The sequence below is a fragment of the Sorangium sp. KYC3313 genome (genome assembly GCF_052075895.1).
Taxonomy (GTDB): Bacteria; Myxococcota_A; Polyangia; order Polyangiales; family Polyangiaceae; genus Sorangium; species Sorangium cellulosum_B.
The window spans coordinates 7,472,000-7,495,436 of the sequence record NZ_CP197255.1; the positions used below are offsets into that span (position 1 = coordinate 7,472,000).

General features: G+C 70.9%; 22 protein-coding genes. 11 read left to right on the forward strand and 11 right to left on the reverse strand.

Going from position 1 to position 23,437, the window contains the following annotated elements:
• Positions 1-24: 24 nt before the first annotated feature.
• Positions 25-1,203 (forward strand): lipoprotein receptor, encoded by a 1,179-nt coding sequence (locus tag ACSRUE_RS28780; protein ID WP_441286393.1) that lies wholly within the window; start codon positions 25-27, stop codon positions 1,201-1,203.
• 62 nt (positions 1,204-1,265) lie between these two features.
• On the opposite strand, the gene asnB is transcribed toward ACSRUE_RS28780, so the two are convergent.
• The 7 genes from asnB to ACSRUE_RS28815 all read right to left on the reverse strand — a co-directional run bounded on the left by asnB (position 1,266) and on the right by ACSRUE_RS28815 (position 9,703).
• Positions 1,266-3,278 carry an asparagine synthase (glutamine-hydrolyzing) gene (gene asnB / locus ACSRUE_RS28785; RefSeq protein ID WP_441286394.1) on the reverse strand — a complete coding sequence of 671 codons (2,013 nt, stop codon included), beginning with the start codon at positions 3,276-3,278 and terminating at the stop codon, positions 1,266-1,268.
• A gap of 1 nt (position 3,279) precedes the next feature.
• Positions 3,280-4,869, reverse strand: a complete 1,590-nt coding sequence (locus tag ACSRUE_RS28790) for a class I adenylate-forming enzyme family protein (protein WP_441286395.1) — start codon at positions 4,867-4,869, stop codon at positions 3,280-3,282.
• Positions 4,870-4,888: 19 nt separating this feature from the next.
• On the reverse strand, positions 4,889-5,149 hold the full coding sequence (locus ACSRUE_RS28795) for an acyl carrier protein (RefSeq protein ID WP_441286396.1): 261 nt from the start codon (positions 5,147-5,149) through the stop codon (positions 4,889-4,891).
• A 351-nt stretch (positions 5,150-5,500) separates the two neighbouring features.
• Positions 5,501-6,475: an NAD(+) synthase gene (nadE, locus tag ACSRUE_RS28800; RefSeq protein ID WP_441286397.1), complete on the reverse strand. Its 975-nt coding sequence runs from the start codon at positions 6,473-6,475 to the stop codon at positions 5,501-5,503.
• 198 nt (positions 6,476-6,673) lie between these two features.
• Positions 6,674-7,639: an aspartate carbamoyltransferase catalytic subunit gene (locus ACSRUE_RS28805; RefSeq protein ID WP_441286398.1), complete on the reverse strand. Its 966-nt coding sequence runs from the start codon at positions 7,637-7,639 to the stop codon at positions 6,674-6,676.
• Between the two features lie 8 nt (positions 7,640-7,647).
• Entirely contained in the window at positions 7,648-8,211 is a 564-nt protein-coding gene (gene pyrR, locus ACSRUE_RS28810) for a bifunctional pyr operon transcriptional regulator/uracil phosphoribosyltransferase PyrR (RefSeq protein WP_012236451.1), read from the reverse strand.
• 157 nt (positions 8,212-8,368) lie between these two features.
• Positions 8,369-9,703 (reverse strand): hypothetical protein, encoded by a 1,335-nt coding sequence (locus tag ACSRUE_RS28815; RefSeq protein ID WP_441286399.1) that lies wholly within the window; start codon positions 9,701-9,703, stop codon positions 8,369-8,371.
• A gap of 106 nt (positions 9,704-9,809) precedes the next feature.
• On the opposite strand from ACSRUE_RS28815, the gene ACSRUE_RS28820 reads away from it, so the two are divergent.
• The 9 genes from ACSRUE_RS28820 (at position 9,810) to ribD (ending at position 17,110) form a co-directional block, all read left to right on the forward strand.
• Positions 9,810-10,553 (forward strand): YceD family protein, encoded by a 744-nt coding sequence (locus tag ACSRUE_RS28820; protein WP_441286400.1) that lies wholly within the window; start codon positions 9,810-9,812, stop codon positions 10,551-10,553.
• 4 nt (positions 10,554-10,557) lie between these two features.
• Entirely contained in the window at positions 10,558-10,752 is a 195-nt protein-coding gene (rpmF, locus tag ACSRUE_RS28825) for a 50S ribosomal protein L32 (RefSeq protein WP_012236448.1), read from the forward strand.
• An 88-nt stretch (positions 10,753-10,840) separates the two neighbouring features.
• Positions 10,841-11,836, forward strand: coding sequence for a beta-ketoacyl-ACP synthase III (locus ACSRUE_RS28830; protein ID WP_441286401.1), 996 nt, complete (start codon positions 10,841-10,843; stop codon positions 11,834-11,836).
• Positions 11,837-11,994: 158 nt separating this feature from the next.
• Positions 11,995-12,936 carry an ACP S-malonyltransferase gene (gene fabD, locus ACSRUE_RS28835; protein WP_437767455.1) on the forward strand — a complete coding sequence of 314 codons (942 nt, stop codon included), beginning with the start codon at positions 11,995-11,997 and terminating at the stop codon, positions 12,934-12,936.
• Positions 12,937-12,942: 6 nt separating this feature from the next.
• The gene (fabG, locus tag ACSRUE_RS28840; protein WP_437767456.1) at positions 12,943-13,689 is read left to right on the forward strand and encodes a 3-oxoacyl-ACP reductase FabG; all 747 of its coding nucleotides are present in this window, start codon (positions 12,943-12,945) and stop codon (positions 13,687-13,689) included.
• Between the two features lie 146 nt (positions 13,690-13,835).
• Positions 13,836-14,090 (forward strand): acyl carrier protein, encoded by a 255-nt coding sequence (gene acpP / locus ACSRUE_RS28845; protein ID WP_012236444.1) that lies wholly within the window; start codon positions 13,836-13,838, stop codon positions 14,088-14,090.
• Between the two features lie 127 nt (positions 14,091-14,217).
• The gene (gene fabF, locus ACSRUE_RS28850) at positions 14,218-15,462 is read left to right on the forward strand and encodes a beta-ketoacyl-ACP synthase II (RefSeq protein ID WP_441286402.1); all 1,245 of its coding nucleotides are present in this window, start codon (positions 14,218-14,220) and stop codon (positions 15,460-15,462) included.
• A gap of 24 nt (positions 15,463-15,486) precedes the next feature.
• Entirely contained in the window at positions 15,487-15,948 is a 462-nt protein-coding gene (gene nrdR / locus ACSRUE_RS28855; protein ID WP_012236442.1) for a transcriptional regulator NrdR, read from the forward strand.
• A 16-nt stretch (positions 15,949-15,964) separates the two neighbouring features.
• Positions 15,965-17,110 (forward strand): bifunctional diaminohydroxyphosphoribosylaminopyrimidine deaminase/5-amino-6-(5-phosphoribosylamino)uracil reductase RibD, encoded by a 1,146-nt coding sequence (ribD, locus tag ACSRUE_RS28860; protein ID WP_441286403.1) that lies wholly within the window; start codon positions 15,965-15,967, stop codon positions 17,108-17,110.
• Between the two features lie 18 nt (positions 17,111-17,128).
• On the opposite strand, the gene def is transcribed toward ribD, so the two are convergent.
• Together def and ACSRUE_RS28870 are read right to left on the reverse strand one after the other, a co-directional pair.
• Positions 17,129-17,641, reverse strand: coding sequence for a peptide deformylase (gene def, locus ACSRUE_RS28865; RefSeq protein ID WP_441286404.1), 513 nt, complete (start codon positions 17,639-17,641; stop codon positions 17,129-17,131).
• Between the two features lie 135 nt (positions 17,642-17,776).
• Complete coding sequence (locus ACSRUE_RS28870) at positions 17,777-19,909, reverse strand: ATPase, T2SS/T4P/T4SS family (RefSeq protein WP_441286405.1); 2,133 nt, start codon at positions 19,907-19,909, stop codon at positions 17,777-17,779.
• 1,005 nt (positions 19,910-20,914) lie between these two features.
• Here ACSRUE_RS28870 and ACSRUE_RS28875 point away from each other — a divergent pair.
• A complete protein-coding gene (locus tag ACSRUE_RS28875; RefSeq protein ID WP_012236438.1) occupies positions 20,915-21,121 on the forward strand; it encodes a cold-shock protein in 207 nt (68 codons plus the stop codon).
• A gap of 176 nt (positions 21,122-21,297) precedes the next feature.
• On the opposite strand, the gene ACSRUE_RS28880 is transcribed toward ACSRUE_RS28875, so the two are convergent.
• Together ACSRUE_RS28880 and ACSRUE_RS28885 are read right to left on the reverse strand one after the other, a co-directional pair.
• A complete protein-coding gene (locus tag ACSRUE_RS28880) occupies positions 21,298-22,242 on the reverse strand; it encodes a metallophosphoesterase family protein (protein WP_441286406.1) in 945 nt (314 codons plus the stop codon).
• A 127-nt stretch (positions 22,243-22,369) separates the two neighbouring features.
• On the reverse strand, positions 22,370-23,323 hold the full coding sequence (locus ACSRUE_RS28885) for a formylglycine-generating enzyme family protein (RefSeq protein WP_441286407.1): 954 nt from the start codon (positions 23,321-23,323) through the stop codon (positions 22,370-22,372).
• Positions 23,324-23,437: the final 114 nt, after the last annotated feature.

A 23,437-nucleotide genomic window follows, 5' to 3' on the forward strand; every position in this document is an offset into this window, starting at 1 on the left:
CGCCAGGCGTTCGGAATCGGCTCGATGGTCTGCGTTGCCATCATGACCGCCGCGGCATGCACCAGCGTGCTCGGGGACTTCACGGTGAGCGAAGCCGACGCGAGCTCGGCCGGTGGACCCGATGCGTGCGCGACCGGCACGGCGGACTGCGACGGCAACCCCGACGACTGCGAGGTGAACCTGCTCGACGACCCCCAGAACTGCGGCGCTTGCGGCGCGGTGTGCCTGGACGGCGGGATGTGCAGGGCGACCGGCTGCAGCGGGGCCACGGAGATCGCGCGCGGGTTTCCGAGCATCGAGGCTCCGAACGCGAACCTCCTCACCGTCTACCAGGGCGAGGTCTACTGGACCGCCGGTGAAGGCACGGAGGGGAGCGTGCAAAAAGTGTCGGTCCTCGGCGGAGCCGTCACGACGCTCGCCGTCGGCCAGAACGCTCCCTACGGGATCGCCGTCAACCAGCACGGCGTCTTCTGGTCCAACCTCAACAACAAGGACGTCCTGGTGGTGGACCGCAATGGAGCACGCGCGCCACAGGTGCTCTTCGACTCGCATTTCGCGACCCTCGGCGTCGCCGCGGACGACACCGCGGTGTTCTGGGCGCAGCGCGCGGCCGGCATCGGCACGCCGGGTCAAGGGAGCCTCATCGGCCAGATCCTGATGCCCGGCGAATGGGCGGACGACGAGTTCCTCGAGGTCAGCAACGCTTCGCCGCACCTCATCGCGCTCGACCAAGAGCACGTGTACTGGGTCGACAGGAGCCCGCGCGGCACGGTGAACCAGACGCATCGGCAGACCCGCGACACGAAGCGGCTGGCCGACGAGCAGCCGTTTCCGTATGCCATCGCCGTGGACGGCGACCACGTCTACTGGACCAACAGCCCGCGCCGGGATCTCAGCAGCGAGCAGTCTGCCGTGATGAGGGCGCCAAAGGACGGCTCGGAGGACGCGGTGGCTGTCTGGACGGCCGTCGAGGATGATGACGTGGCGCATGCGTCCCCCGACTGCATCGCCGTGGATGGGCTCGATGAGTTCGTCTACTGGACCGATCAGGGATCGCCCCGCGTGATGCGGAAGCACAAGGACGGCACCGGCAGGGCTCGGCCGCTGTACGAGGGCGGCACCCCGCGCGGGATCGCGCTCGCCGGCGGGTTCGTGTACTGGGCGGACGAGAGCAGCGGCACGATACGCAAGCTCCCGCGCTGAGGGGCGGCGCACGTGCGCCGCGGCGTCACGCGGCCGCTCAGCGCGGGGCCGAGCGCGGCCGCTCAGCCTGCGGCGTCGCGCACCCGATCGACGTCGACGCCCAGCCGGCCCGACGTGTCGTCGGCGGCCGAGACGACGCGCGCGCCCTGGAGGATGTCGCGCGCCATGAGCTGCGTGGAGAGGATCGCGCAGAACGCCATGTCATCGGTGTTGCTCATCGACTTGCCGCCGGTCTTGCGGCACTTCGCGACGAGCGACGCGACGGGCTGCGCCTGCCAGATGCCGGCGTCCTTGATGGCGTCCGGCGACAGGCACGCCTCGACATAGTCCGGCGTCCCGCTCCCGAAGAAGGGCTGCACCACGGGCGCGCGGTACGGCTGCTTCTTCCGCTCGAGGACGCCGGGCGGCAGGAGATCGCCCATCGCGCGCTTCAGCACGTGCTTCTCGTCGAGGGTGCGGAGCTTGAGCGCGTCCGGCAGCGCGTCCGCCACGTCCATCACGTTGGGATCGAGGAACGGGAAGCGCCCCTCGACCGAGTTCGCCATCATCATGCGCTCGCCCTGGGAGGAGAGCAGGTAGCCGGAGAGCAGCGTCGTGATCTCCAGGTACTGCGCGCGCGCGAGCGGCGTCCAGCGCATGAAGTCGCGCGGCAGCTGCTCCCTCAGGCGATCGGCCGCGGCGGTGTCGCCGACGCCCTCGCGCATCGCGGGATCGAGCATCAGCTTGATGCGGCTCGTGGCGTCCCAGCGCGGGCGGTGGGAGTAGAACGGGTCGCCCGTCTGCGCGAGGTTCCGCCCGAAGAAGGCCTTGGCCATCTCGACCTGCGCGACCGGCGACCGCTGCAGGTAGGGGTAGAGCCGGAGGAGGAGCTGCGGCCTGAGCTTGCTGTCCGGGTGGCGCGCCCAGAAGCGGCGCACCCGGTCCTCGCGGAAGATGTCGTAGCCGGCGAAGAACTCGTCGGCGCCCTCGCCCGTCAGCACCACGCGGTAGCCGCTCTGCCGGACGAGGCGCGCCAGGATGAACAGCGGCGCCGGGGCGGTGCGCAGGAGCGGGGCCTCGGCGTGGTAGACGACCTCCGGGAAGACGCCGGCGATGTCGGCGTCGCTGCACTGGATCGACGCGTGCGACGTGCCGAGGTGCGCTACGGCGGCGCGCTGGTACTCGGCCTCGTCGAACTCGCGCTCGGCGAACTCGACCGAGAACGTGCGCAGCGGCACCTCGCGGTTCGAGGCGATGAGCGCCGCGACGATCGTGGAGTCGAGCCCGCCGCTCAGGTAGCTGCCGACGGGGACGTCGGCGCGCAGGCGGATCGTCGAGCCGCCGCGGACCGCCTCGCGCACGCTGGACACGAGCCCCGCCTCGTCGCCGCCGGGCGCGCGCCCGACGGGGAACTCGGGGCGGAAGCGGACCGAGACGCGCGGCGCCACGTCGCGATCGAGGTCGAGCGTCGCCACCGCGCCCGGCGGGATCTGCTGGATGCCCTCGTACGGCGTGAGCGGGGCGATCGGCGCCCAGAACGTCAGCGCCTCGTCGAGGCCCTCGCGGGAGATCGCGCGGGGGATGGTGGGGTCCTGGAAGAGCGACTTCACCTCGCTGGCGAACCGGAGGACGCCGCGGTGGACCGTCCAGAAGAGGGGGTTGATGCCGACGCGGTCGCGCGAGAAGAACGCGCGTCTCCGCTGGACGTCCCAGATGACGAACGCCCACTGACCGTTCAGCCGATCGACCATGGCCTCGCCGTACTCGGCGTAGGCGTGGATCAGCGCCTCGGTGTCGCTCTTGGTCCGGAAGTGATGGCCCTTCGCCGTGAGCTCCTCGCGGAGCTCGATGTAGTTGAAGATCTCGCCGTTGAAGCAGACCCAGAGCGTCTCGTCGGCGTTGGCCATCGGCTGCCAGCCGCCGTCGAGGTCGATGATCGACAGGCGCGAGTGGGCCAGCGCGACGTGGCGATCGCGGTAGATGCCGAAGCCGTCAGGGCCGCGGTGGCGGAGCGCCCGCGCCATCTTGAGGGCCAGCTCGCGGTCGGGGTTCGGCGCGTCGGTGCGTAGGTTGATGAGGCCGGCGATACCGCACATATCAGATGAGCTCGCTCTTCTTGACTTTGCCGCTCGCCGTCTTGGGGAGCGAATCCATGAACTCGACGAACTTGGGCACGGCGACTTCGTCGAGCTCGGACCGCACCTTCTTGCGGACGTCGTCGGCGGTCACCGCGGCGTCAGGGGCCTTCACCACGGCGGCCTTCACCGCGACCCCGAGCACCTGATCCGGCACGCCGACGACCGCCACCTCGACGACGCCCGGGACCTTGCAGATCACCGACTCGACCTCGAGGGGGCTCACCTTCTCGCCGCGGGTCTTGATGATGTCGTCCTTGCGCGCGACGAAGTAGAGGTACCGGTCCTCGTCCATCTTGAAGAGGTCGCCGGTGTGGAGCACGACCTCGCCCGGGAGGGGCCCCGGCCGGAGCGCGCGTGCGGTCGCATCGGGGTTCCTCCAGTAGCCGCGCATCACGTTCGGCCCGCGCACGACGAGCTCGCCCACCTCGCCCGGCTCCGCGTGCGTGCCGTCCTCTCGCTCGATCCAGAGCTCCTCGTTCGGCATCGCGATGCCCACGGAGGACGGTCGCTCGAGCGCCAGGGAGGGCGGCAGGTAGCAGACGCGCGTGCACTCGGTCTGGCCGTACATCGCGAAGAACGAGACGTTGGGCAGGAGCTCGCGCAGGCGCAGGAGCTGCGGCGCCGGGAGCCCGTACGCGGCGTTCGTCAGGTACCGGAGCGCCGAGAGATCGGCCTTCGCGAAGTTCTTCAGCGAGAGCATCGACGCGAAGATCGTCGGCACGCCCGCGAAGCCGGTCGCCCGCTCCTCGGCCATCCGCTGGACGATGGGCCACGGCATGGAGAAGCCCTTCTCGAGCACGACCGTCCCGCCGAACGTGTGGGTCACGAGCAGCTGGAAGAGCCCGTAGGTGTGCGACAGCGGCAGCACGCAGAGGATCACGTCGTCCGCCGTGTGCTCGAGGTACGCGCCGATGGCCGCGGTGCTGTTGCGGAGGTTCTGGTGCGTCAGCATGACCCCCTTCGACTCGCCCGTGCTGCCGCTCGTCCAGCAGAGCGTCGCCAGATCGAGCTCGATCGCGCGGCGCGCAGGGGGCTCGCCGGGCGCGCCGGCCAGGGCCTCCAGGAAGTCGCGCCCGTCGGGCGGGGGCCCGGCCGCGGCCGGGGGAGCCGCGCCGCTCAGGAACGTCGCCGCCGGCCTCGCGCCGGGCGGGAGCTCGGCCACGGCGGCGAGGCCCTCGCGCATGCCGCGCGCCGCCACGAACACGCGGGGGCCCGCGAGCTCCATCACCTGGCCGAGGCGCCGCGGTCGCATCGCGGTGCCGAGCAGCGACGGCACGCCGTCGGCCCGGAGCGCTCCGTAGTACGCGACGACCGCGTCCACGCCGTTGTCGAGCGCGACCATGACGCGATCGCCGCGCTGCACGCCTGCCTCGCGGAACAGGGCGGCGCAGCGATCGGCCAGCGCGTCCAGCTCCCGGTAGGTGATCCGCCGTCCCTCGCAGACCAGCGCGACGTGGTCGGGGCGAGAGGCGGCGAACGATCGCAGCGCGGAGTCGATGAGGAAGCGATCCGAGCGCGGATCGCGACGAGCGGTGTGCTGCGTGCTCATGCGCCCCCCGGGGTTCGGGCTAGTTGCTGCTCTTCTTCCCGCTCACGTAGGTGACGAGCCGGGCGATCGAGCCGAAATTCTCCGGCACCATCTCCTCGTCGGCGACCTGGATGCCGAGATCCTGCTCGAGGAACTGTACGATCTCGAGGACGGCGGTCGAGTCCAGGATCCCTTGATCGAGCAAAGCGACCTCGGACCCGAGATCGGCGGTAGCGCCCCGGTATCCGAACGCGGTGACCAGGAAGTTGCGAATCGTCGATTCGATGCTGGAAGTGCTCATGGAGGTAGTCTCCACGTCTATCACCCCCCCGGCTTTCCTGTCGAGAACACTCCGCGGAGCGGCGGCCAACGCGCGGATCGCGGCAGGACGCGGTTGCGGTTGCGGCCATCCTCCATCCTTCGCGCGCGGTGTTCCGCGTGCGTCCGCGTCCGAAAGCCGCCGCCAGGGCGCGCCGCGGAGGTGAGATTGGCGACTGACGATCTCGCTGCGAGCCCGTCCGTCTCCGTCGTCAACGTGAGTGAATGCCAGCGATGCTCCGCGCTGTTTCCGGCGGGTTTCACGGCCGGGGAGCGGCGTACCAGGCCGAGAATGCCGTTGACAGCGGCGCGCGTCGTCCGGCGGCGCGGCTCGTCAGGCGTGGCCCTGATCGCGGACGAGCAGCGGCTGCGCGTGGAGGTACTGCGCTACCCGGCGCTTCGCTTCGATGTCCTTGAACACGCGCTCGACCTGCGGCGGCGTGATGCCGACGGCAGACGCCGCGTCCGCGGCCGGGACGTTGTTGTTGTAGGCGTACAGGCAGAGGTCCATCTTGTCGTAGGGGAGCGCGAAGTAGAACTCGTCCTGCCCCTGCGGCATCGAGAACGTGTCCGTCGTCGGCGCGCGCCTGCGGATGTCGGCAGGGACGCCGATGTACTCGGCGAGCGCGTAGACCTGGCTCTTGTACAGGTGCGCGATCGGCTTGAAGTCCGCGGCGCCGTCGCCTTGCTTGACGAAGAAGCCCTGATCGTACTCGAGCAGGTTCGGCGTGCCGGCGACCGCGTAATTGAGCCTGTCCGCGTGGTAGTACTCCATCATCTTGCGGATGCGCTGCTTGAAGTTCGTCGCGGCGACGAGCTGCAGGTACGCGTTCAGGGGCATCCGCTTCACGCGCGGCTCCTCGCCGGGCGGCTGCGCCGTCAGCTGCGAGACGTTCAGCCTGTCGCTCTCGAGGATCGAGGGGAGCGTGATCTTGAACTTCCAGCTCTCGTTGTAGTCCGGGTAGACCATCCGGATCGCCTCGTCCTGCCGCTCGTAGCAGCGCAGGCCGGTCAACGCAGGCTTGATGTTCTCGAGGACCGCCTCGATGCCGAGCCCCTCGGCGAGCAACTTGCCGAGGCGGAGCGCGTCATCGGAGGTGTCGCGCTCGGGCATGAAGATGCCCAGCACCTTGTCCTTGCCGAGCGCGCGCACGCACAGCGTCGAGACGACGGAGCTGTCGATCCCGCCCGAGATGCCGACCACGGCCCCGCGCCGCCGCAGCGTACCGAACACCTGATCCCGGATGGCCTGCTCGATCTCTTGCGCTACAGCCGGGGCATCGATCCTGAGGACGTCTCGCGAAAACATGGTTGGCTCCACCCTTTCAAAAAGATGGACCAGCCTATTAAAACGGGGCGCGACAGGGAACCCTGTTCGCTGCGAGCGGGCGTATGCCAGGGGGAGCCGCGCGCCGGGGCCGCGTCTTTCATGGTTCCGTGGGTTTCATGGGCCGGGGCGTCCGTCTGCCCCGGCTGCGCCGCCGCGCCCGGACGGCTTGGGCGGTTGTCAGGGCGCGGGCCGTGGCTCGCCGGTCGCGGAGAACTCGTTGGCCTCCGCGGCCAGGATCCAGAGCACGGCCATCCTGACCGCGACGCCGGCCTCGACCTGGTCGAGGATCACGCTCTGTGCGCCGTCCGCGACGCGCGGATCGATCTCCACGCCGCGGTTCATCGGCCCCGGGTGCATCACGATCGCGTCCGGCTTGGCGAGCGCGAGCCGGGCCGCGTTCAGCCCGAACGTGCGGCTGTACTCGCGCGTGCTGGGCAGGAAGCTGCCGCTCAGCCGCTCGCGCTGCACGCGCAGCATCATCACCACGTCGGCCCCTTCGAGGGCGGGCTCGATCCGATCGTAGACCGTCGCGCCGAGCGACTCGCCCGCGATCGGCAGGAGCGTGCGCGGGCCGGCGAAGCGGACCCGCGCGCCCATCGTCGTGAGCAGGTGCGCGTTCGAGCGGGCCACACGGCTGTGGACGATGTCGCCGCAGATGGCGACCTCCAGCCCTTCGAGCCGGCCCTTGGCGCGCCGGATCGTGAAGGCGTCGAGCAGCGCCTGCGTCGGGTGCTCGTGCGTGCCGTCCCCCGCGTTGACGACCGCGGCGCGCGTGTGCGCGGCGACGTGGTGCGGCGCGCCCGAGGCGGCGTGCCGGATGACCAGCACGTCCGGCTGCATCGCCTGGAGGTTCTGCACGGTGTCGAGCAGCGATTCCCCCTTGACCGCGCTCGAGGTGGAGACGCTGATGTTGATGACGTCGGCGCTGAGCCGCTTGCCCGCGAGCTCGAACGACGTCCGCGTGCGCGTCGACGGCTCGTAGAAGAGGTTCACGACCGTCTTGCCGCGGAGCGTGGGCACCTTGCGCACGCTCCGCCGGGAGACGTCGAAGAGCGACTCCGCGGCGTCCAGGAGGGCCACGATCTCGGTACGCGAGAGACCCTCGATGCCGAGCAGGTGTCGGTGCGGGTAGATCCTCCTCATGCGCTGGTTTACGTTCCTTCCGGTGGCGGGGGGGGCTCCGAGAGCTTCGTGCCGGCGGCGGTGACGAGAGCCCAGAGCTCGCCCGCGCGCTCCACGACGTCGATGCGCTGCCCGGGGGCGAGCTCGACCGCGCGGACGATGTAGTCGGGGTGAATCGGCAGCTCCCTGCCGCCGCGATCGACGAGCGCGACAAGCTCGATCCGCTGCGGTCGCCCGTAGTCGAGCACCGCGTCGAGCGCCGCGCGGATGGTGCGACCGGTGTAGATCACGTCGTCGATCAGCACGATGCGCCGGCCGTCGACGGGGAAGGAGATGTGACTGGGGCCGATGCGCGGGTTCGGCAGGGCGGTCGCGGCGTCGTCGCGGTAGAGCGTGATGTCGACGGCGCCGACCGGCGGCGCGTGCCCCTCGATCTCGAGGAGCAGCGCGGCCAGCCGCTTGGCCAGCGGCTCACCGCCCCGTCGGATCCCGATGAGCGCCAGATCTTCCACGCCGCGGCCGCGCTCGGCGATCTGGAGCGCGATGCGCCGCAGGCCGCGCCCGATGGCGGCCGGGTCGAGCAGAGCTTCCATGGCGCGGCGAGGGCTAGCACGGCGAGCGCCCTGCACCCAAGGCCCGCGTGCGCCGCCCGCCGGATCGCCCGCGCGCCCGAGGGAGCGCGGGCGATCCGGTCGTGCTGAGGAGGAGGGGCGTCCTCGGCGCGGCGGCGGCGCGGAGGCGCGGCCTGCCTCAGTCGGGCTGGTGCAGGACCCGCTGGGTGCGCTCGACGAAGTAGAACCGCTCGAAGCCCGCGCGCTGGAACGTGAGCGCGCCGAACCCGTTGACCGCGATCGCGGCCGCGCCGAGGGCGCAGAACGGCGCGCCGAAGCGGCGGCCGGAGACGGCGATCATCGCGAAGAGAAACGGGGCGAAATCGTTGGAGAAGCGGTAGCCGAACTGGACCCAGCCGGTGTTCTGGTAGAGGAGGCTCGGCAGCGCGACCGCGGACACCGTGACGGCGAGCGCCCAGAACGGGGGCGGCGTGCGTCGCGGCCAGAGGGCCCACGCGTAGATCGGCGTGGTCACCCAGAGCGCGAGCCCGTGAGCGTTGATCTGGAACGGGGCGCCCTGCACGTGGGTGTACGGCAGGCCGGTGAGCACCACCGCGAGGTTGCGCGGCAGGTAGTGGTACGAGAAGAGCCCCCACTTCTCGATCCGCGCGCGCCACGCGATGTGGAGGTACCGGTGGCCGAACTCGGTCGCGTCGCCGAAGCGCGCATGGTTGTGCCAGAGCAGCGCCGAGAGCACGAGCGCCGCCGGCGCGGCGAACAGGGCGAGCCGGCGCAGGAGGGCGCGCGGGTCCGAGCGGTCCACGCGGAGCGCCTCGAACAAGAACAGCGGCAGCGCGAAGCCGAGCGGCGTGCGGGTCGCGAAGCCGAGGCCCAGGGCGAGGCCCGCCGCGAGCGGATGGGCGGCTTCGAGCGCGCAGTAGAGATAGATGCACGCCAGCGCGACGCCGACGACGTGCGCCGCGAACCACACCGTCCCTTGCACCGCGCTGAACCAGTAGACGCTCCCGAGCGCGAAGAGCAGCGAGAGCGCGACGTTCTCGGCCTGCGTGCGGTGGCTGCGGCGCGAGGCCGAGAGCTTCTCCAGCGCGAGGAAGAGGACAGCCGGCCCGACGCCGGCGAACGCCAGGAAGAACTGCCCGTCGCGCACGCGCTCTGCGCTGCCGGCGAGCTTGACGAGCGGCGCGATGAGGACCGCGGGGAAGGGGGGGAAGCTGACGTAGTAGCGGTCGCCGAACACGGCGAAGTCGTTGCCGCCCGCGTGCGCCGGCGGCGGTCCGCCGAGATCGAGGCGGCCGTGGAGCCACGCCTCCGCGAGCAGCGCGTAGTGGTTGTAGGGCGTGTGGGCCGCGAAGATGTCGCGGGAGGAGCTCGCGGCGTACGCGAGCGTCACGAGCGCGTAGAGGGCGATCGCGACCGCTGCGCGGCGGCCTGCGCGGCGTGCTTCCCCTGAAGGTTCCGGCCGCCGATCGGGGGCGACCGCTGCGCGGGGCTCGGGCGTGGCGCTACGGTCCATGCGCGGCCGACGCTACCATGCAGCCTGATGTGACGGCGGCCGCGGGTCGTTCTTGCGAGCCAACGCACCCCGCGCTAAACGCTCCGCTTTCACTGGCCCGGAACCCATGTCCCAGATTGCCGTCTCTGCCAATGACATCGACATCTCCGGTATTTCGCTGGACATGCCGCTGCCGCTCGACTGGATGAACGCGGCGCTCGCTGACGTCGACGTCACCGGGCGCGCGCCAGGCCACCTCTCGGCCCGCCTCTCGCGGACGGGGAACGAGATCGTCGTGCGCGGCCGCGTCAAGGCACCCGTCGCAACGCCCTGCGCGCGGTGCCTTGCCCCTGCCGCGCTGGACATCGACGCCGAGCTCTCGCTCCTCCTGCGTCCTGCCCCGAAGGCGGACGGCCACGGCCACGGCCATGGCCATGGCCACCGGCGGGACGACGCTGCCCGCAACGGCGCGGCGAAGCCTGGGGCCAGCAAGGTCAAGGAGCCGGAGTACGAGTTCACGGCGGACGAGGCCGACGTCGACACGTACGACGGCGAGACGGTCGAGCTCGATCCGTTCATCCGCGAGGCCATTCTCCTCGAGATGCCGAACTTCCCCTTGTGCTCGGAGGCTTGCCCGGGTATCGGTCCTGCCGCGTCCCGAGAGGACCGCGAAGGCGGCTCCTCGGCCCTCGTCCGCGGGGCGGCGGAGGAGGATGAGGCCGCTCCAGGCCTCGACCCGCGGCTCGCGCCGCTCAGCGCGCTCCGAGAGAAGCTCGGACAGAAGCCCAGCGGCTCTGACAGGCGCGCGCAACCTGCATCGACCCCCCCGGCCAAGGCCGGGACACCGAAGAAGAAGACCAAGAAGGAGTAGCTCCGTGGCCGTCCCCAAGAGGAAAACCACCCCCAGCAAGCGCGACATGCGGCGCGCCAACCACGACAAGGTGACCCCCGTCCAGCTCGTCTCTTGCGAGAACTGCGGGGAAGCCCGGCTCCCGCACCGCGCCTGTGGCGCCTGCGGGCACTACAACGGGCGCAAGGCGAAGGCGACCAAGGCGACCGCGGCCTCATGACGGGCGCGGGTGCGTCGGCGCGCGCGAACGCTGCGCCCGCGCACCTGGGCGCGGCGCCGGCTCGCGCGGATGCGCGAGGGGCCATCGAATGAGCTCCCCGCAGCCGAGGAGCCGCATCCTCGGGACGGGCAGCTACACGCCTGCCCGAGTCCTGCATAACACCGATCTCGAGAAGATCGTCGACACCTCCGACAGCTGGATCAGCGAGCGGACGGGGATCCGTCGACGTCATATCGCTGCCGAGGGAGAGCTCACGAGCGACATGGCCGCCGCGGCCGGCCGCTCTGCGCTGGACGCCGCCGGGCTCTCGGCGGCTGATCTCGACATGATCATCGTCGGGACGATCAGCGGCGACACCCCGATGCCCTCCTGCGCCGTGTACGTGCAGCAGAAGCTCGGCGCTCAGGAGATCCCTGCGTTCGACATCTCGGCGGCCTGCGCCGGCTTCGTCTATGGCCTGACGATCGCCGATCAGTTCATCGCGAACGGAGTGGCCCGGCACGTCCTCGTGATCGGCGTCGAGCTGCTCTCCCGCATCCTGAACTGGAAGGATCGCACGACGTGCGTCCTGTTCGGCGACGGCGCGGGCGCGGTCGTGCTCGGGCCTGCGTCGGGCGACGGCAGGGGCATCATCTCGACGCGGATCTTCAGCGACGGCACGCTCGCGAACTCGCTGGTCATCCCGGGCGGCGGCACGGCCGAGCCGCTGACGCCCGAGGGCATCGAGCAGAGCCGCAACAAGGTCCACATGGTGGGGCAGGACATCTTCAAGGTCGCCGTGAAGAACCTCTCCAGTGCTTCGCTGATCGCGCTCGAGACGGCGGGCATGGCGGCCGGCGACCTGGACTGGGTCGTCGCCCATCAGGCGAACCTGCGGATCATCAGCCAGGTCGCCGCGCGGCTCAGCCTCCCTCTGGAGCGGTTCGTGCTCAACATCGAGGAGTACGGCAACACGTCGAGCGCATCGATCCCCATCGCCCTCGACGAGGCGGTGCGCGACGGGCGCATCGAGCCGGGGCAAAACGTCCTGTTCTGCGCGCTCGGCGCCGGCATCTCCTGGGGCGCGTCCGTCATCCGGATGTGAGCGGGCCATGCGCGTGTGCCGGCGTCGGGGTCGAGGTCTGCGCGTCCGCTTGAGCTCGCAGGGCGATCCGGCCTGAGGTAGTCTCGCGCGCGCTGGCCGCATGACTGGTTCGGGGGACGGACGACGTCCGCCTCCCTGGCTTGGAATTGAGGGCAAACGTGAAAATCGCTTGGCTGTTTCCAGGGCAAGGGGCGCAAGAGGTGGGGATGGGCAAGGCCCTCGCGGAGGTCTCGGCGGCCGCGCGCGGCGCGTTCGCGCGAGCGGACGCGGCGCTCGGCGAGCCGATCTCGCGGCTTTGCTTCGAGGGGCCGATGGAGGCGCTGACGCAGACGAGCAACACCCAGCCCGCGATCGTCGCGACGAGCTGCGCAGTGGCCGCGGCCCTCATCGAGCAGCTGCCCAACCTCGATCCGCCGCTGTACGCGGCCGGCCACTCGCTCGGCGAGTACAGCGCGCTGGTCGCTGCCGGCGCGCTCGAGATCGAGGATGCGGTGAGGCTCTGCCGGATCCGGGGCAGCGCCATGCAGGAGGCCGTACCGGCGGGCGAGGGGGCCATGGCGGCGCTCATCGCGCTCGACCAGGAGGTGGTGCTCGCGATCTGCGCCGAGGCGGCGCAGGGCGAGGTGGTCGCTCCGGCGAACTACAACGGGCCGGGGCAGATCGTGATCGCCGGGCACGCCGGCGCGGTCGCGCGCGCGGGCGAGCTCGCCGTCGCCCGCGGCGGCAAGGCCATCCCGCTCAAGGTGAGCGCTCCCTTCCACTGCGCGCTGATGCGGCCTGCGGCCGAACGCTTGCGTCCCGAGCTGGAGCGCACGCAGCTGATGCCGCTCGCCTTCCCCGTGATCGCGAACGTCGACGCCGCGCCGAACGCCGATCCGGAGCGGGTGCGGTCGCTCCTCCTGCGCCAGATCGATGGCACCGTGCAGTGGATGCGGACGATCGAGCGCATGGCGGAGGATGGCGTGACGCACGCCCTCGAGATCGGCCCTGGCAAGGTGCTGGCAGGGCTGGTGAAGCGGATCACGAAGCAGATCAAGGTGCTCAGCGTGAGCGACATGGCGGGGATTGAGCGCGTGAGCGCGTTCCTTTCGGAGGCATAGGCATCGATGTTCGACCTTACGGGCAAAGTTGCGATCGTCACGGGTGGATCGCGGGGGATCGGGCGTGCCGCGTCGGAGGCGCTCGCGGCGCAGGGCGCGCACGTCATCGTCAACTACGTGCGCGGAGAGGCCGAGGCGCGCGCGGTCGTCGACGCGATCACCGCGCGCGGAGGGAAGGCGGAGGCGCTCGGCTTCGACGTCACGGACATGCAGGCGACCGAGGCCGCCATCGCCGAGGCGGCGAAGCGCCTTGGCCGGCTGGACATCCTCGTCGCGAACGCGGGGATTGCGATCGACGGCCTGCTCCTGAGGATCAAGGAGGAAGACCTCGATCGCCTCTTCGCCGTGAACGTCAAGGGCTCGATCGCGTCCGCGCGCGCGGCGACCAAGGTCATGATGCGCGCGCGCACGGGCCGCATCGTCTTCCTCTCCAGCGTCGTGGCGGAGATGGGCAACGTCGGCCAGGCGGCGTATGCCGCGACGAAGGCGGCCCTGCTCGGCGTGACGAAGTCGCTCGCCCGCGAGTACGCGGGGCGCGGCATCACGGTCAACGCCGTGGCGCCCGGGTTCATCGACACCGACATGACGACGACGATCAGCGCGGAGATGAAAGAGGGGCTGACGAAGATGGTCCCGCTCGGGCGCACGGGCCGAGCGGAAGAGGTCGCCGCGGCGATCGCATTCCTATGCTCCGACGAGGCGAGCTACGTGACGGGCGAGACGCTGCGCGTCAACGGCGGGATGTACGTGTGAGAGCGCTGGCTTGAGGGCCCCGGCTGTCAGGCGTCACGCACAGCGGCAAACCAGGCGCACACGAAAAAAGCGGTCGCAGGTAATTCGATGGTGCAACGCTGATGGCGATGGGCTACTAGGGGTTCCGTTTTCCCGGGAGGAATACCATGGCTGAAGGTCGCGACATCACGGCCGAAGTAAAGCGGATCATCAAGGAACAGCTCGACGTCGACGAGAAGGACATCAAGCCTGAGGCGAGTTTCATCGACGATCTGGGCGCCGATTCGCTGGGCCTGGTGGAGCTTGTCCTCGCGTTTGAGGAGGCGTTCGAGATCGACATTCCGGACGAGGACACGGAGAAGATCCGGACTGTCCAGGACGCGATTGACTACATCGAAAGGAATGCCAAGGACAAGAAGTAGCGTCCCCACCGCCCTACCGGACGCGGCGTCACCATGGAGGTGGGTTGGCGCGTGAGCCAGCGAAGGCTCTGCTCTTCGCCGATGCACGCGCTCTCACCTCTGTGGTGGCGCTAGGGCAAGAAGAGCCATGGAACGCGTTGTCATCACCGGTATCGGGCTCGTCACGCCCAATGGCCTCGGCACCCAGGCCACCTGGCAATCTTTGCTGGCTGGTCAGTCTGGTATCGCACCCATCACCCTCTTCGACGCGAGCACGTTTCCCACGCGCTTCGCCGGCGAGGTGAAGGGCTTCGTGCCCGAGGAGTTCATCCCCAAGAAGAAGGTGAAGGAGATGGGCCGCTTCGCCCACCTCTCCATCGCCGCCTCGCAGATGTGCATGCAGGACGCGGGGATCGAGCTCACCGACGAGGACCGCGATCAGTGCGGCACGTTCATCGGTGTCGGCCTCGGGGGCCTCGAGTACCTGTTCCAGCACTCGATCACGCTGCACGAGAAGGGGCCTCACAAGGTCAGCCCCTACTTCATCCCGACGGTCATCGCCAACCTCGCCGCAGGGCAGGTTGCGCTGGCGCTCGACCTGCGGGGCGCGAGCTACTGCAACACGAGCGCGTGCTCGTCGAGCGCGCACTCGCTCGGCGAGGCGTTCGAGTGGATCCGCCGAGGTCGCTCGCACGTCATGCTCACGGGCGGCGCGGAGGCGACGATCACCGGCCTTGGCATCGGCGGCTTCTGCGCGATGTTCGCCCTCTCGAGGCGCAACGACGAGCCGCAGCGGGCGAGCCGCCCCTGGGACAAGGGACGCGACGGCTTCGTCTGCTCCGAGGGCGCCGGGTCGCTGCTGCTCGAGTCGCTCTCCCACGCGAAGAAGCGCGGCGCGAAGATCTACGCAGAGGTCGTCGGGTACGGCGCCTCGTGCGACGCGTACCACATCACGAAGCCGGCGCCCGACGGCGCCGGGGCGCAGCGAGCGATGAAGATGGCGCTCGACGACGCCAAGCTCGCGCCGGACGCGATCGACTACATCAACGCTCACGGCACCTCGACCCCGCAGGGGGATATCGAGGAGACCCGGGCGATCCTCAAGACCTTCGGCGATCACGCGGCGTCGAAGCGCCTCTGGGTGAGCTCGACGAAGTCCGCGATGGGCCACCTGCTCGGGGGCGCAGGTGGGGTCGAGGCGGCGCTCTGCGCGCTCGCGCTGCGCCACGGCGCGGTGCCGCCGACGCTCAACCTGGACGATCCGGACCCCGAGTGCGTCCTCGACTACGTCCCGTTCACCTCTCGCGAGCGCCGCCTGAAGCACGTGATGTCGAACTCCTTCGGCTTCGGTGGCACCAACGTGTCGCTCGTGTTCTCCCAGTTCGACGGCTGATCGCGCGCCGCGCTGGATGGCTCGATGAAGTGCCCATTTTGCGGCCATCTCGAGGACCGGGTCATCGACTCCCGCGCTGGCGGCGCGGGTGAGGTGATCCGGCGTCGGCGCGAGTGCGCCTCGTGCGAGCGCCGGTTCACGACGTACGAGCGCGTCGAGGACATCCTGCCGACGGTCGTCAAGAAGGACGGTCGGCGCGAGTCGTTCGACCGACAGAAGCTCGTGCGAGGGCTCCGGATCGCATGCAACAAGCGGCCCGTGTCCACCGACCAGATCGAGGCCATCGCCGACGCGATCGAGCGCGAGGCGCAGGAGTCCGAGCGGCGGGAGATCTTGTCGACCGAGCTGGGCGAGCGGGTGATGAACCACCTGCGTACCCTTGATGAGGTCGCCTATGTCCGGTTCGCAAGCGTTTATCGTTCCTTTCGGGACATTGACCAGTTCATGGTCGAGCTTGGCAAGCTTGTGAAGGCCAAGGCGCCCTAGTAGATCCGGCACTTCGATGTCTGCGAAGCCCCCCAGCCCAGATCCCGAGCTCGACGCCGCGATGATGCGCCTCGCCATCGAGGAGGCGCACAAGGCGATGCCGTCGCCGAACCCCCCGGTCGGCGCGGTGGTGCTGAACGCCGCGGGGGAGGTCGTCGCCGTCGCGCACCACGCGCGCGCCGGCGAGGAGCACGCCGAGGGGCTGGCGCTCGCGGCCGCCGGCGACGCGGCGCGCGGAGGGACGCTCTACGTGACGCTGGAGCCCTGCAACCACGAGGGGCGCACGCCGCCCTGCGTGGACGCGGTTCTGAGCGCCGGCATCAAGCGCGTCGTCGTCGGCGCGCCCGATCCGAACCCCGCGGTGGTCGGCGGCGGGGCGCAGCGGCTCAGCGACGCCGGGCTCGCCGTGGAGGTCGGGGTCGCCGGCGCCGAGGCTCGGGCGCTGATCGCGCCCTGGACCAAGTTCATCACGACGGGCATCCCCCACATCGCGCTCAAGCTCGCCCTGTCGCTGGACGGCCGCATCGCGACCCGCACAGGCGCCTCGAAGTGGGTCACAGGCCCCGAGGCGCGCGCCAAGGTCCAGGAGCTCCGCTCGCGGCACGACGCGGTGGCGATCGGGATCGGCACGGCGCTCGCCGACGACCCTCGGCTCACGCTGCGCGAGCCTGCGCTCGCGCCCGGGGGGCGGAACCCCATCCGGCTCGTCTTCGACACGCGGCTCAGGCTGCCGCTCCACACCCGCCTCGCCCAGACGGCGCGGGAGGTGCCGACCTGGGTGCTCACGGGCGCCGATGCGCCCGAGGAGGCGGAGCAGGTGCTCGTCGACGCTGGCTGCGTCGTCCTGCGCGCCCCAACCTCGGCCGAGGGCCGGGTCGACGTGACCGCCGCGATGCGCCTCTGCGCCTCGCAGGGGATCGTCTCCATCCTGGTCGAAGGAGGCGCCGAGCTCGCCGGCAGCCTGCTCGCGTCGCGCCTGCCCGACGAGCTGCACGCCTTCGTCGCGCCGATCCTGCTCGGCCCCCGCGGCCGGCCGGGCGCTGTCGACTGGGCGGGCCCGGACACGCCAGGCGACGCGCCCCGGATCGTCGATCCGCGCTGGGAGCTCTGCGGCCGCGACGCGTACGTCAGCGGCCCTCTCGCCTTCCCGGCGCGCAGCTGATCGGCGCGCCCGGGCAGGTCAGCTCGCGGCTTCTGCGCCGCGCTTCTGCATCTTCCGCTGGACGATGCGCTTCTTGAGCGTGCCCATCCGGTCGATCATCAGCACGCCGTCGAGGTGATCGAGCTCATGCTGGATGGCCACGGCGAGCAGGCCGTCGGCCGCGATCTCGAACGCCGCGCCGTCGCGCCCGCGGGCGCGGACGGTGACGCGCTCGGCCCGCTTGATGTCCTCGCTGATGCCAGGGAACGAGAGGCACCCTTCGGGGCCGGTCAGCTGCCCCTCTTGCCGCACGATCTCCGGGTTGATGAACACGAGGAGGTTGCTCGGCTCGTTGTCCGCGGCGATGTCAACGAGGAAGACGCGGTGCGGCTCCCCGATCTGCGTGGCCGCAAGGCCGACGCCGGGCGCCGCGTACATGGTCTCGGCCATGTCGTCGATAAGCTTCGTGATTTCGGGCGTGATGTCCCCGACCGGCTGTGCCTTCTGACGCAGGCGCGGGTCGGGATAGTGGAGGATGGTGCGGATGGCCATGGCTACTGACCATCATAACCTCCGTTCCTAGCTGGCGCCCGTCAAGACGCTCTCAGCTCGCGTGTTACGTGGGTCGCGCGTGGATCGCGCGTGCTTGGCGCTGGCCACGCTGGCCAGCCTTCGCGCGGACAGCCGCTAGCGATTTCGCCGGAACGAGGTCGACGTATCGACGCTGACCCCGCGGGACTGAAGATCTTCCACGATGTCCGGCACCAGCCCGGAGGGGTGAAACGTCCCCTCGAGCGCGCCGCCGGCGGCCGTCCGCTCGACCACGAACGTGAAGACGTCGCGAATGGCGATCTGCCCGCCCTCCACCGCGAGCTCCGCGATGCGGAGCACCCGGTGGCGACCGTCGCGGAGCAGCGCGATCTCGATCGCGAGGTCGAAGGACGAGGCGAGCCACTCGCGCGCCGTCTCCGGCGTGATCCCGGGGCGGGTCGCGGCGATGTCGGCGGGGAGCCTCGTCACTGCCTGCCGCAGCGTCGGCGCCCGGGAGGCCGCGAGCACGCCGTCCATGCCGCCGCCGATGGCGTCCACGATTTCGGCCGCGACGTGGCCCGAGAACGAGCTCACCACGACCCGCTCGGGCCGGATGCGTACGGCCGCCCGCACGGCCCGGGTGCGTTCGTCCGTCGTGGCCCCGAGCGCGATGGACAGCGTGTTCGGCTGATCGAGGGCGAGCTCGTCCTCCTCCTGGAGCACCACGAACCGGTCGTCTGGCTGCGCTGCGGCAGCGAGCGCGCCGAGCAGCCAGCCCGTCCCGGCGTCCCGCGTCCCGGTGACGAGGAGGTTGCCGCGACCGAGCACGCACTGCGCGAGCAGCCCGGCCATCGCGCGCGAGATCGTCCCGTTGCGCACCAGGTCGTCCAGCGTGACGTCGGGGCGCTGCGGCTTCCGGATCACCAGGGTGGAGGTCGCGGCCGGCGGCAGCACCGCGAAGAGGCGGCGCCCCTCCGGCAGGGCCCGCTCGACGAAGCTCGCGCCCGCCTCGATCGGCTGGCCGGCCGCCATGCAGAGCCGGCGGATGGCCCGGCCGACCGCGCGCTCGCTGCTGAACCCGACCTCCGCGATGACGCGCCTGCGCCCGTGCATCGCGATCACGTGGTCGTAGCGGAACACCTGGATCTCGCTCACCTCGGCGTCGTCGAGCAAGCGGTCGAGCGGGCCGAGCGAAAGGAGCTCCCGCTGCGCGTCGGCCACGAGCGCCTCGACGTCGACCTCGGGGGGGAGCTCGCCCGCCGCGCGCAGCGCCTCCGCGCCCGCGGCGCTCGCCTGCGCGATGCGCTGGGCGAGCGCGCTGTCCGGCGGCGCGCCGCTGTCGAGCGGCGTGAGGTCGAGCGCGTCGGCGAGCCGCTCCATGAGGCGCCCGAGCGCCCGGCGGTGCGCCACGGCATGCGCCGAGTCGCCCTGTCCCCGGTCGACCCGATCCGAGACGGGCGGGATGGCGCGCCGGCTCGGGATGGGGACCACGCTCGGATGGACGGCGACGTTCGAGGCGCCCTGCGGCGACACCGCGGCGGTGCTCGTTGCGCTCTGTGCAGGCAGCGGGGTCGCGGTCGCGTACGGGCGCGGCGCCTGGGGGGGCGCGGTGGCGGCGCCGACGGCGCGGCCGTCGCGCGCCGGCGGTGCGGTGGTCATCGCCGGGTGCGCAGGCAGCGGCGGGACGGACGCGCCGCCCTGCGAGCCCGGCGTGAGGGGCGGACGAGGCGAGGGGATGCGCGGCGGCCCGGGCATGGGGATGGCCGCGGCCGCGTCGACCGACTCGTCCGGATCGTTCTCGAGGGGGAAGTGGCTGATCACGCCCTGGCTGGTGCGCGACGGCTCGCCCCGCTCGTTGATCAGCGGCAACGGCGCCGACCGGTGCAGCCCCTTCTCGGCGGACGGCGGCGGCCCGCGATCGGGCAGAGGTCCCGGCTCGCCGGACATCTCTTCCGGCGCGCGCGGAGGCGCCGTGCTGTCCGGAGGGGCCGTCCCGGCCGCCGCCGTCTCGATCCGCAGCACGAAGTCGCCGATGTAGATCTTGTCGCCTTCGCGAACGATCGTCGCCTGAGCGATCTTCCGGCCGTTGACGTACGTGCCGTTCGTGCTCTTGAGATCGGTGACGATGAAGCGCCCGTCGCGGAAGAGCAGCCGAGCGTGTCGCTTCGACACGTTGCCCTTCGGCAGCATCAGGTCGTTGCCCTGCACGCGGCCGACGTTGATCTCTGTCCGGTCGAAGGTTTCGCGGCGCTCCGCGCCCCCTTTCTCGCTGATGATCACCGAGAACATCTCGTCGCCTCGCGGGGCCAGGGCGGAGGTGAGACCCGATGCCCTCGCCACGCCATACGAGCAAGCTCGAACAGACATGTCAACGAGATGCCTTCGATTCCTGCTCCCGGGCAGCGAGCGGGCTCGAGCCCGGGACTCTGCCGCCTGCGCCCGCTGAGCGCGCGGGGCGCGCGGGGCGCGGCGCAGGGCGAGCGCGCGATGCCGGTCCGGGGATCGATCCGCCGAGCTGTCGCGCCGGCGCGCGCAGGGGGAACGTCGGCGAACAGGCTGAGCCGGCGCTGCCAGGTGCGCGATGTCCTCCGAGCAGGGCGCCTGCTCCGCCGCGACGCTCGATCGAGGTGCTCGGCAAAGCTCCGCAAGCGCCTGGCCTGCGCTCGGAAAGCGCCCGGAGCGCGCTGCGTCGCTCGGCCCCACGACGCGCGCAGAACGAGGAGCGCGCCCGAGTCGCCGCGCCATTGCGGCGGAGGCCAGGAGATCGCTGCCCGACGTGCGAGGCACGTTGCGTGACATGGCGAAGCCCTCACGGACCACGACGCCCTGCGCGGGCCGAACGACAAGGTTCTTCGATAAGAGCGCAAATCTTGACGGCTGCGCGAATTCTGCTTCGCACCCCTCGGCGCGTCGTCACCGCGCGTGCTCGTGGACTCGCCGTCAGGCTCCGCTGTACGGCGCGAAATCCTCATCGGCGGCTGCTGCAACCGGAGACTGCCGGTGAAGCGGTACTGCCTCGCGCAAGCGCTCGCCGAACCATCATCGCTGCTTGACCTTGGCGCATCGAGCCGTTTACGTTGGCGCCCGCTCGGACCGGGGAGAATCGTCGAAGTCGCCGCGCATGCACATCAACCAGCGGCTGGGCAGCCGCCCTGCGCAAGCTGGATCTGTCTACGAGGGGGGTTTGCTGCATGCAGCCAAGCCCGCATCGGAATCAGGGACCGCAGCCGTGGTCACCTCCCGACTGCCAGCTTGCGCGCCTCGGGTATCGACGAGCTCTGAAGTGGAGGAAATATGGCAGTTGGCAAGGTTAAGTGGTTCAACGACGAGAAGGGTTGGGGCTTCATCAAGCAAGAGACTGGCCCCGACGTCTTCGTTCACTATTCGCAGATCAACGGGGAGGGGCGCCGCCGTCTGTTCGAGGACGAGACCGTTGAATTTGAGATCAAAGAAGGTCCCAAAGGTCTGCAGGCGGTCAACGTGATCCGCGCCACCGCCTGACTTTCCTCCTGACCAGAGCCCCACCGGACTGCCCGCGCAGCGCCCCCGCTGCGCTCGAGTCACGGCATTGCCGAGCCCCGAACATCGCGCGCCCGCCTGGCGGGTCCTGCGTGCGGCGGATGGATTGCGCGCGGCTCCGGTGGGGCGCTCGGCGGAGCGCCGAGCGCGCGGCGGGCTCATCGCTCGGGGACCGGGACCTCGCGGAACGCGTCTTGACCCGGGACGAAGCGGTGCGACGTGATGCCCCCGATCGTCCCCGCGTCGTCGATCTCGTAGACATTGAACCCGGCCATCCGTTCGTCGCTGTCGTGAAGGAGCGAAGCGCTGGTGGCGCCCACGGCGTCGATGTGACCCCGCTCGGTGTGCAGCTTGCGGTGAATGCGCCGGTGCAGGTGCCCATGCAGCAGCAAGCCGCGGTGCACCTGCCGCAGCAGTAGCCCCTCTGCCGCTGCATCACCCAGGCCTTCCAGCAACGTCTTCGCCCGGCTCGCCGGGTTGTGGAAGGGGTGGTGCTGGAGCACGACCGGCGTTCGCCGCCGCACCTCCGGGTGTTCCAGCGCTCGCTCGAGCGCGCGCAGCTGGGCCGGGCCGAGCCGCCCCGAGGCCACCAGCGGGGGACGCGGCCAGGCGGTCGAGAGGCCGATGATCGCGACGGGCCCGCGCAGGTGCACGAAGGGGAACGCCGAGCCTCCGCCATCGCGGGTGGCACCGCCGTCGTCGCTCCTCCCAGGCGCGTCGAGGACGAGGTCGGAGCGCAGGTACGGCGCGAAGTACTGAGAGAAGCGCTGCGAGCGGTGCGCGCCCTTCGTGTACGCGTCGTGGTTCCCCGGGACGATGCTCACCTGCTCGGGCGGAAGACCGAGATCGCTCTGCAAGAAGTTGCGGACCAGGACGAACTCTCGCTCGAGCGCGAGGTTCGAGACATCGCCGGTGATGACGACGTGGTCCACGCCGAGCCGCCGTATCTCCCGCGCCGCTGCGTGCACCGCGTGCGGCTTGTGGATGGCGTGGCGCCGGAAGCGGAGGTTGAGGTAGCCCGTGAGACGCTTGTTCAGGAGCCGGAACGGGAAGGCCCCCTCGAGGGAGAGGAGGTGCAGGTCAGAGAGGTGCGCGATCCTCACGGGCGCAGTATGGGCTCTTCCGGCGCGGCGGCCAACCGCCGCGCGCCTCGGCCCGCGCGGCGGCCAACCGCCGCGCGCCTCGATCGCTCGTCGCGCGCGCCTCGGATCGAGCGTCGCCCGCCGCGGCTCAGGCGTCGCGCGCGCAGCGGAAGCCGCGCCACGCGCGGCGGCTGGTCGGCGAGTCGTGCCCCCGCGCGGCGCCACGCAGCCAGGGCCGACCCAGGATGTAGCTGCCGCCGCGCAGCACGCGCTCCTCCCCCATGTCGGGCCCACGCGGGTTCTTCGCGCTGCCGCTTGGATACTCGGGATGGTAGTAGTCGGCGACCCACTCCTCGACGTTGCCGGCGAGGTCGTCGATGCCGTCGGGGGTGCGGCCGGCCACGAGCGAGCCGACGGGCGCGAGCTCGAGGAAGCCGTCGCCGTCGTCGAGCTCGTCGAACGACAGCCTCCCGTGGTTCGCGTGGAACGGGTTGTAGACATGGCCCCAGGGGTAGCGCCGCCCTGCCACGCCCCGCGCCGCCCGCTCCCATTCGGCCTCGGTCGGCAGGCGACCGCCGGCCCAGACGCAGTAGCGCTGCGCATCGCTCCACGAGACGAGCACCACCGGAACCTCGGGCCGATCGAACCGCTGGCCGCCGGAGGCATACGGAGGTTCGGCGCAGACGCCGGCCGAGACGCACCGGCGGTAGCTCGCGACGGTCACCTCGGTTCGGTCGATCCAGAAATCCGACAGGTACACCTCATGGGGCACGAGCTCGTTCGCGAAGCTCGCCTCGGTCTCGTCGACGCACAGCTCACCGGCCGGCTCGAGCTTGCACAGCGTCACCGCGTGCGCGATCTCGACCTCGCTCGATCCCATCGTGAAGCTCCCCGCGCGCACGAGGACGGCGGGCGGACCGGGCGCGCGCAGCGCGACGACGCTCGCGGGCTCGCCCGCGGCGGCCGCCGAGAGCGCGGCCTCCGCGCGCGCCGGGAGGCGCGGGGCGCGCCGCGCGCGGGGCGGTGGAGCGGCCACGCCGGCCAGGGAGAACGCGACGAGCGAGGCCACCGTGGCCAGCGTGAAGAGGGCCGCCGGACGCATGTCGGAGACGTAGCATGCTCCAGCCTCGCGGACCGTTTCCGCCTCTTCCGACTTCGCTCGAGGCGGCGTTGGTCGTCTCGGACGTCATGACCGCAGCGGGCCGCCTGGTCGAGC

Bases quoted from the DNA above. Each gene is read 5' to 3' on its own strand.
- ACSRUE_RS28780 (WP_441286393.1), top strand. From the start codon at position 25: ATGGTCTGCGTTGCCATCATGACCGCCGCGGCATGCACCAGCGTGCTC.
- asnB (WP_441286394.1), bottom strand. From the start codon at position 3,278: ATGTGCGGTATCGCCGGCCTCATCAACCTACGCACCGACGCGCCGAAC.
- ACSRUE_RS28790 (WP_441286395.1), bottom strand. From the start codon at position 4,869: ATGAGCACGCAGCACACCGCTCGTCGCGATCCGCGCTCGGATCGCTTC.
- ACSRUE_RS28795 (WP_441286396.1), bottom strand. From the start codon at position 5,149: ATGAGCACTTCCAGCATCGAATCGACGATTCGCAACTTCCTGGTCACC.
- nadE (WP_441286397.1), bottom strand. From the start codon at position 6,475: ATGTTTTCGCGAGACGTCCTCAGGATCGATGCCCCGGCTGTAGCGCAA.
- ACSRUE_RS28805 (WP_441286398.1), bottom strand. From the start codon at position 7,639: ATGAGGAGGATCTACCCGCACCGACACCTGCTCGGCATCGAGGGTCTC.
- pyrR (WP_012236451.1), bottom strand. From the start codon at position 8,211: ATGGAAGCTCTGCTCGACCCGGCCGCCATCGGGCGCGGCCTGCGGCGC.
- ACSRUE_RS28815 (WP_441286399.1), bottom strand. From the start codon at position 9,703: ATGGACCGTAGCGCCACGCCCGAGCCCCGCGCAGCGGTCGCCCCCGAT.
- ACSRUE_RS28820 (WP_441286400.1), top strand. From the start codon at position 9,810: ATGTCCCAGATTGCCGTCTCTGCCAATGACATCGACATCTCCGGTATT.
- ACSRUE_RS28830 (WP_441286401.1), top strand. From the start codon at position 10,841: ATGAGCTCCCCGCAGCCGAGGAGCCGCATCCTCGGGACGGGCAGCTAC.
- fabG (WP_437767456.1), top strand. From the start codon at position 12,943: ATGTTCGACCTTACGGGCAAAGTTGCGATCGTCACGGGTGGATCGCGG.
- acpP (WP_012236444.1), top strand. From the start codon at position 13,836: ATGGCTGAAGGTCGCGACATCACGGCCGAAGTAAAGCGGATCATCAAG.
- fabF (WP_441286402.1), top strand. From the start codon at position 14,218: ATGGAACGCGTTGTCATCACCGGTATCGGGCTCGTCACGCCCAATGGC.
- nrdR (WP_012236442.1), top strand. From the start codon at position 15,487: ATGAAGTGCCCATTTTGCGGCCATCTCGAGGACCGGGTCATCGACTCC.
- ribD (WP_441286403.1), top strand. From the start codon at position 15,965: ATGTCTGCGAAGCCCCCCAGCCCAGATCCCGAGCTCGACGCCGCGATG.
- def (WP_441286404.1), bottom strand. From the start codon at position 17,641: ATGGCCATCCGCACCATCCTCCACTATCCCGACCCGCGCCTGCGTCAG.
- ACSRUE_RS28870 (WP_441286405.1), bottom strand. From the start codon at position 19,909: ATGTTCTCGGTGATCATCAGCGAGAAAGGGGGCGCGGAGCGCCGCGAA.
- ACSRUE_RS28875 (WP_012236438.1), top strand. From the start codon at position 20,915: ATGGCAGTTGGCAAGGTTAAGTGGTTCAACGACGAGAAGGGTTGGGGC.
- ACSRUE_RS28885 (WP_441286407.1), bottom strand. From the start codon at position 23,323: ATGCGTCCGGCGGCCCTCTTCACGCTGGCCACGGTGGCCTCGCTCGTC.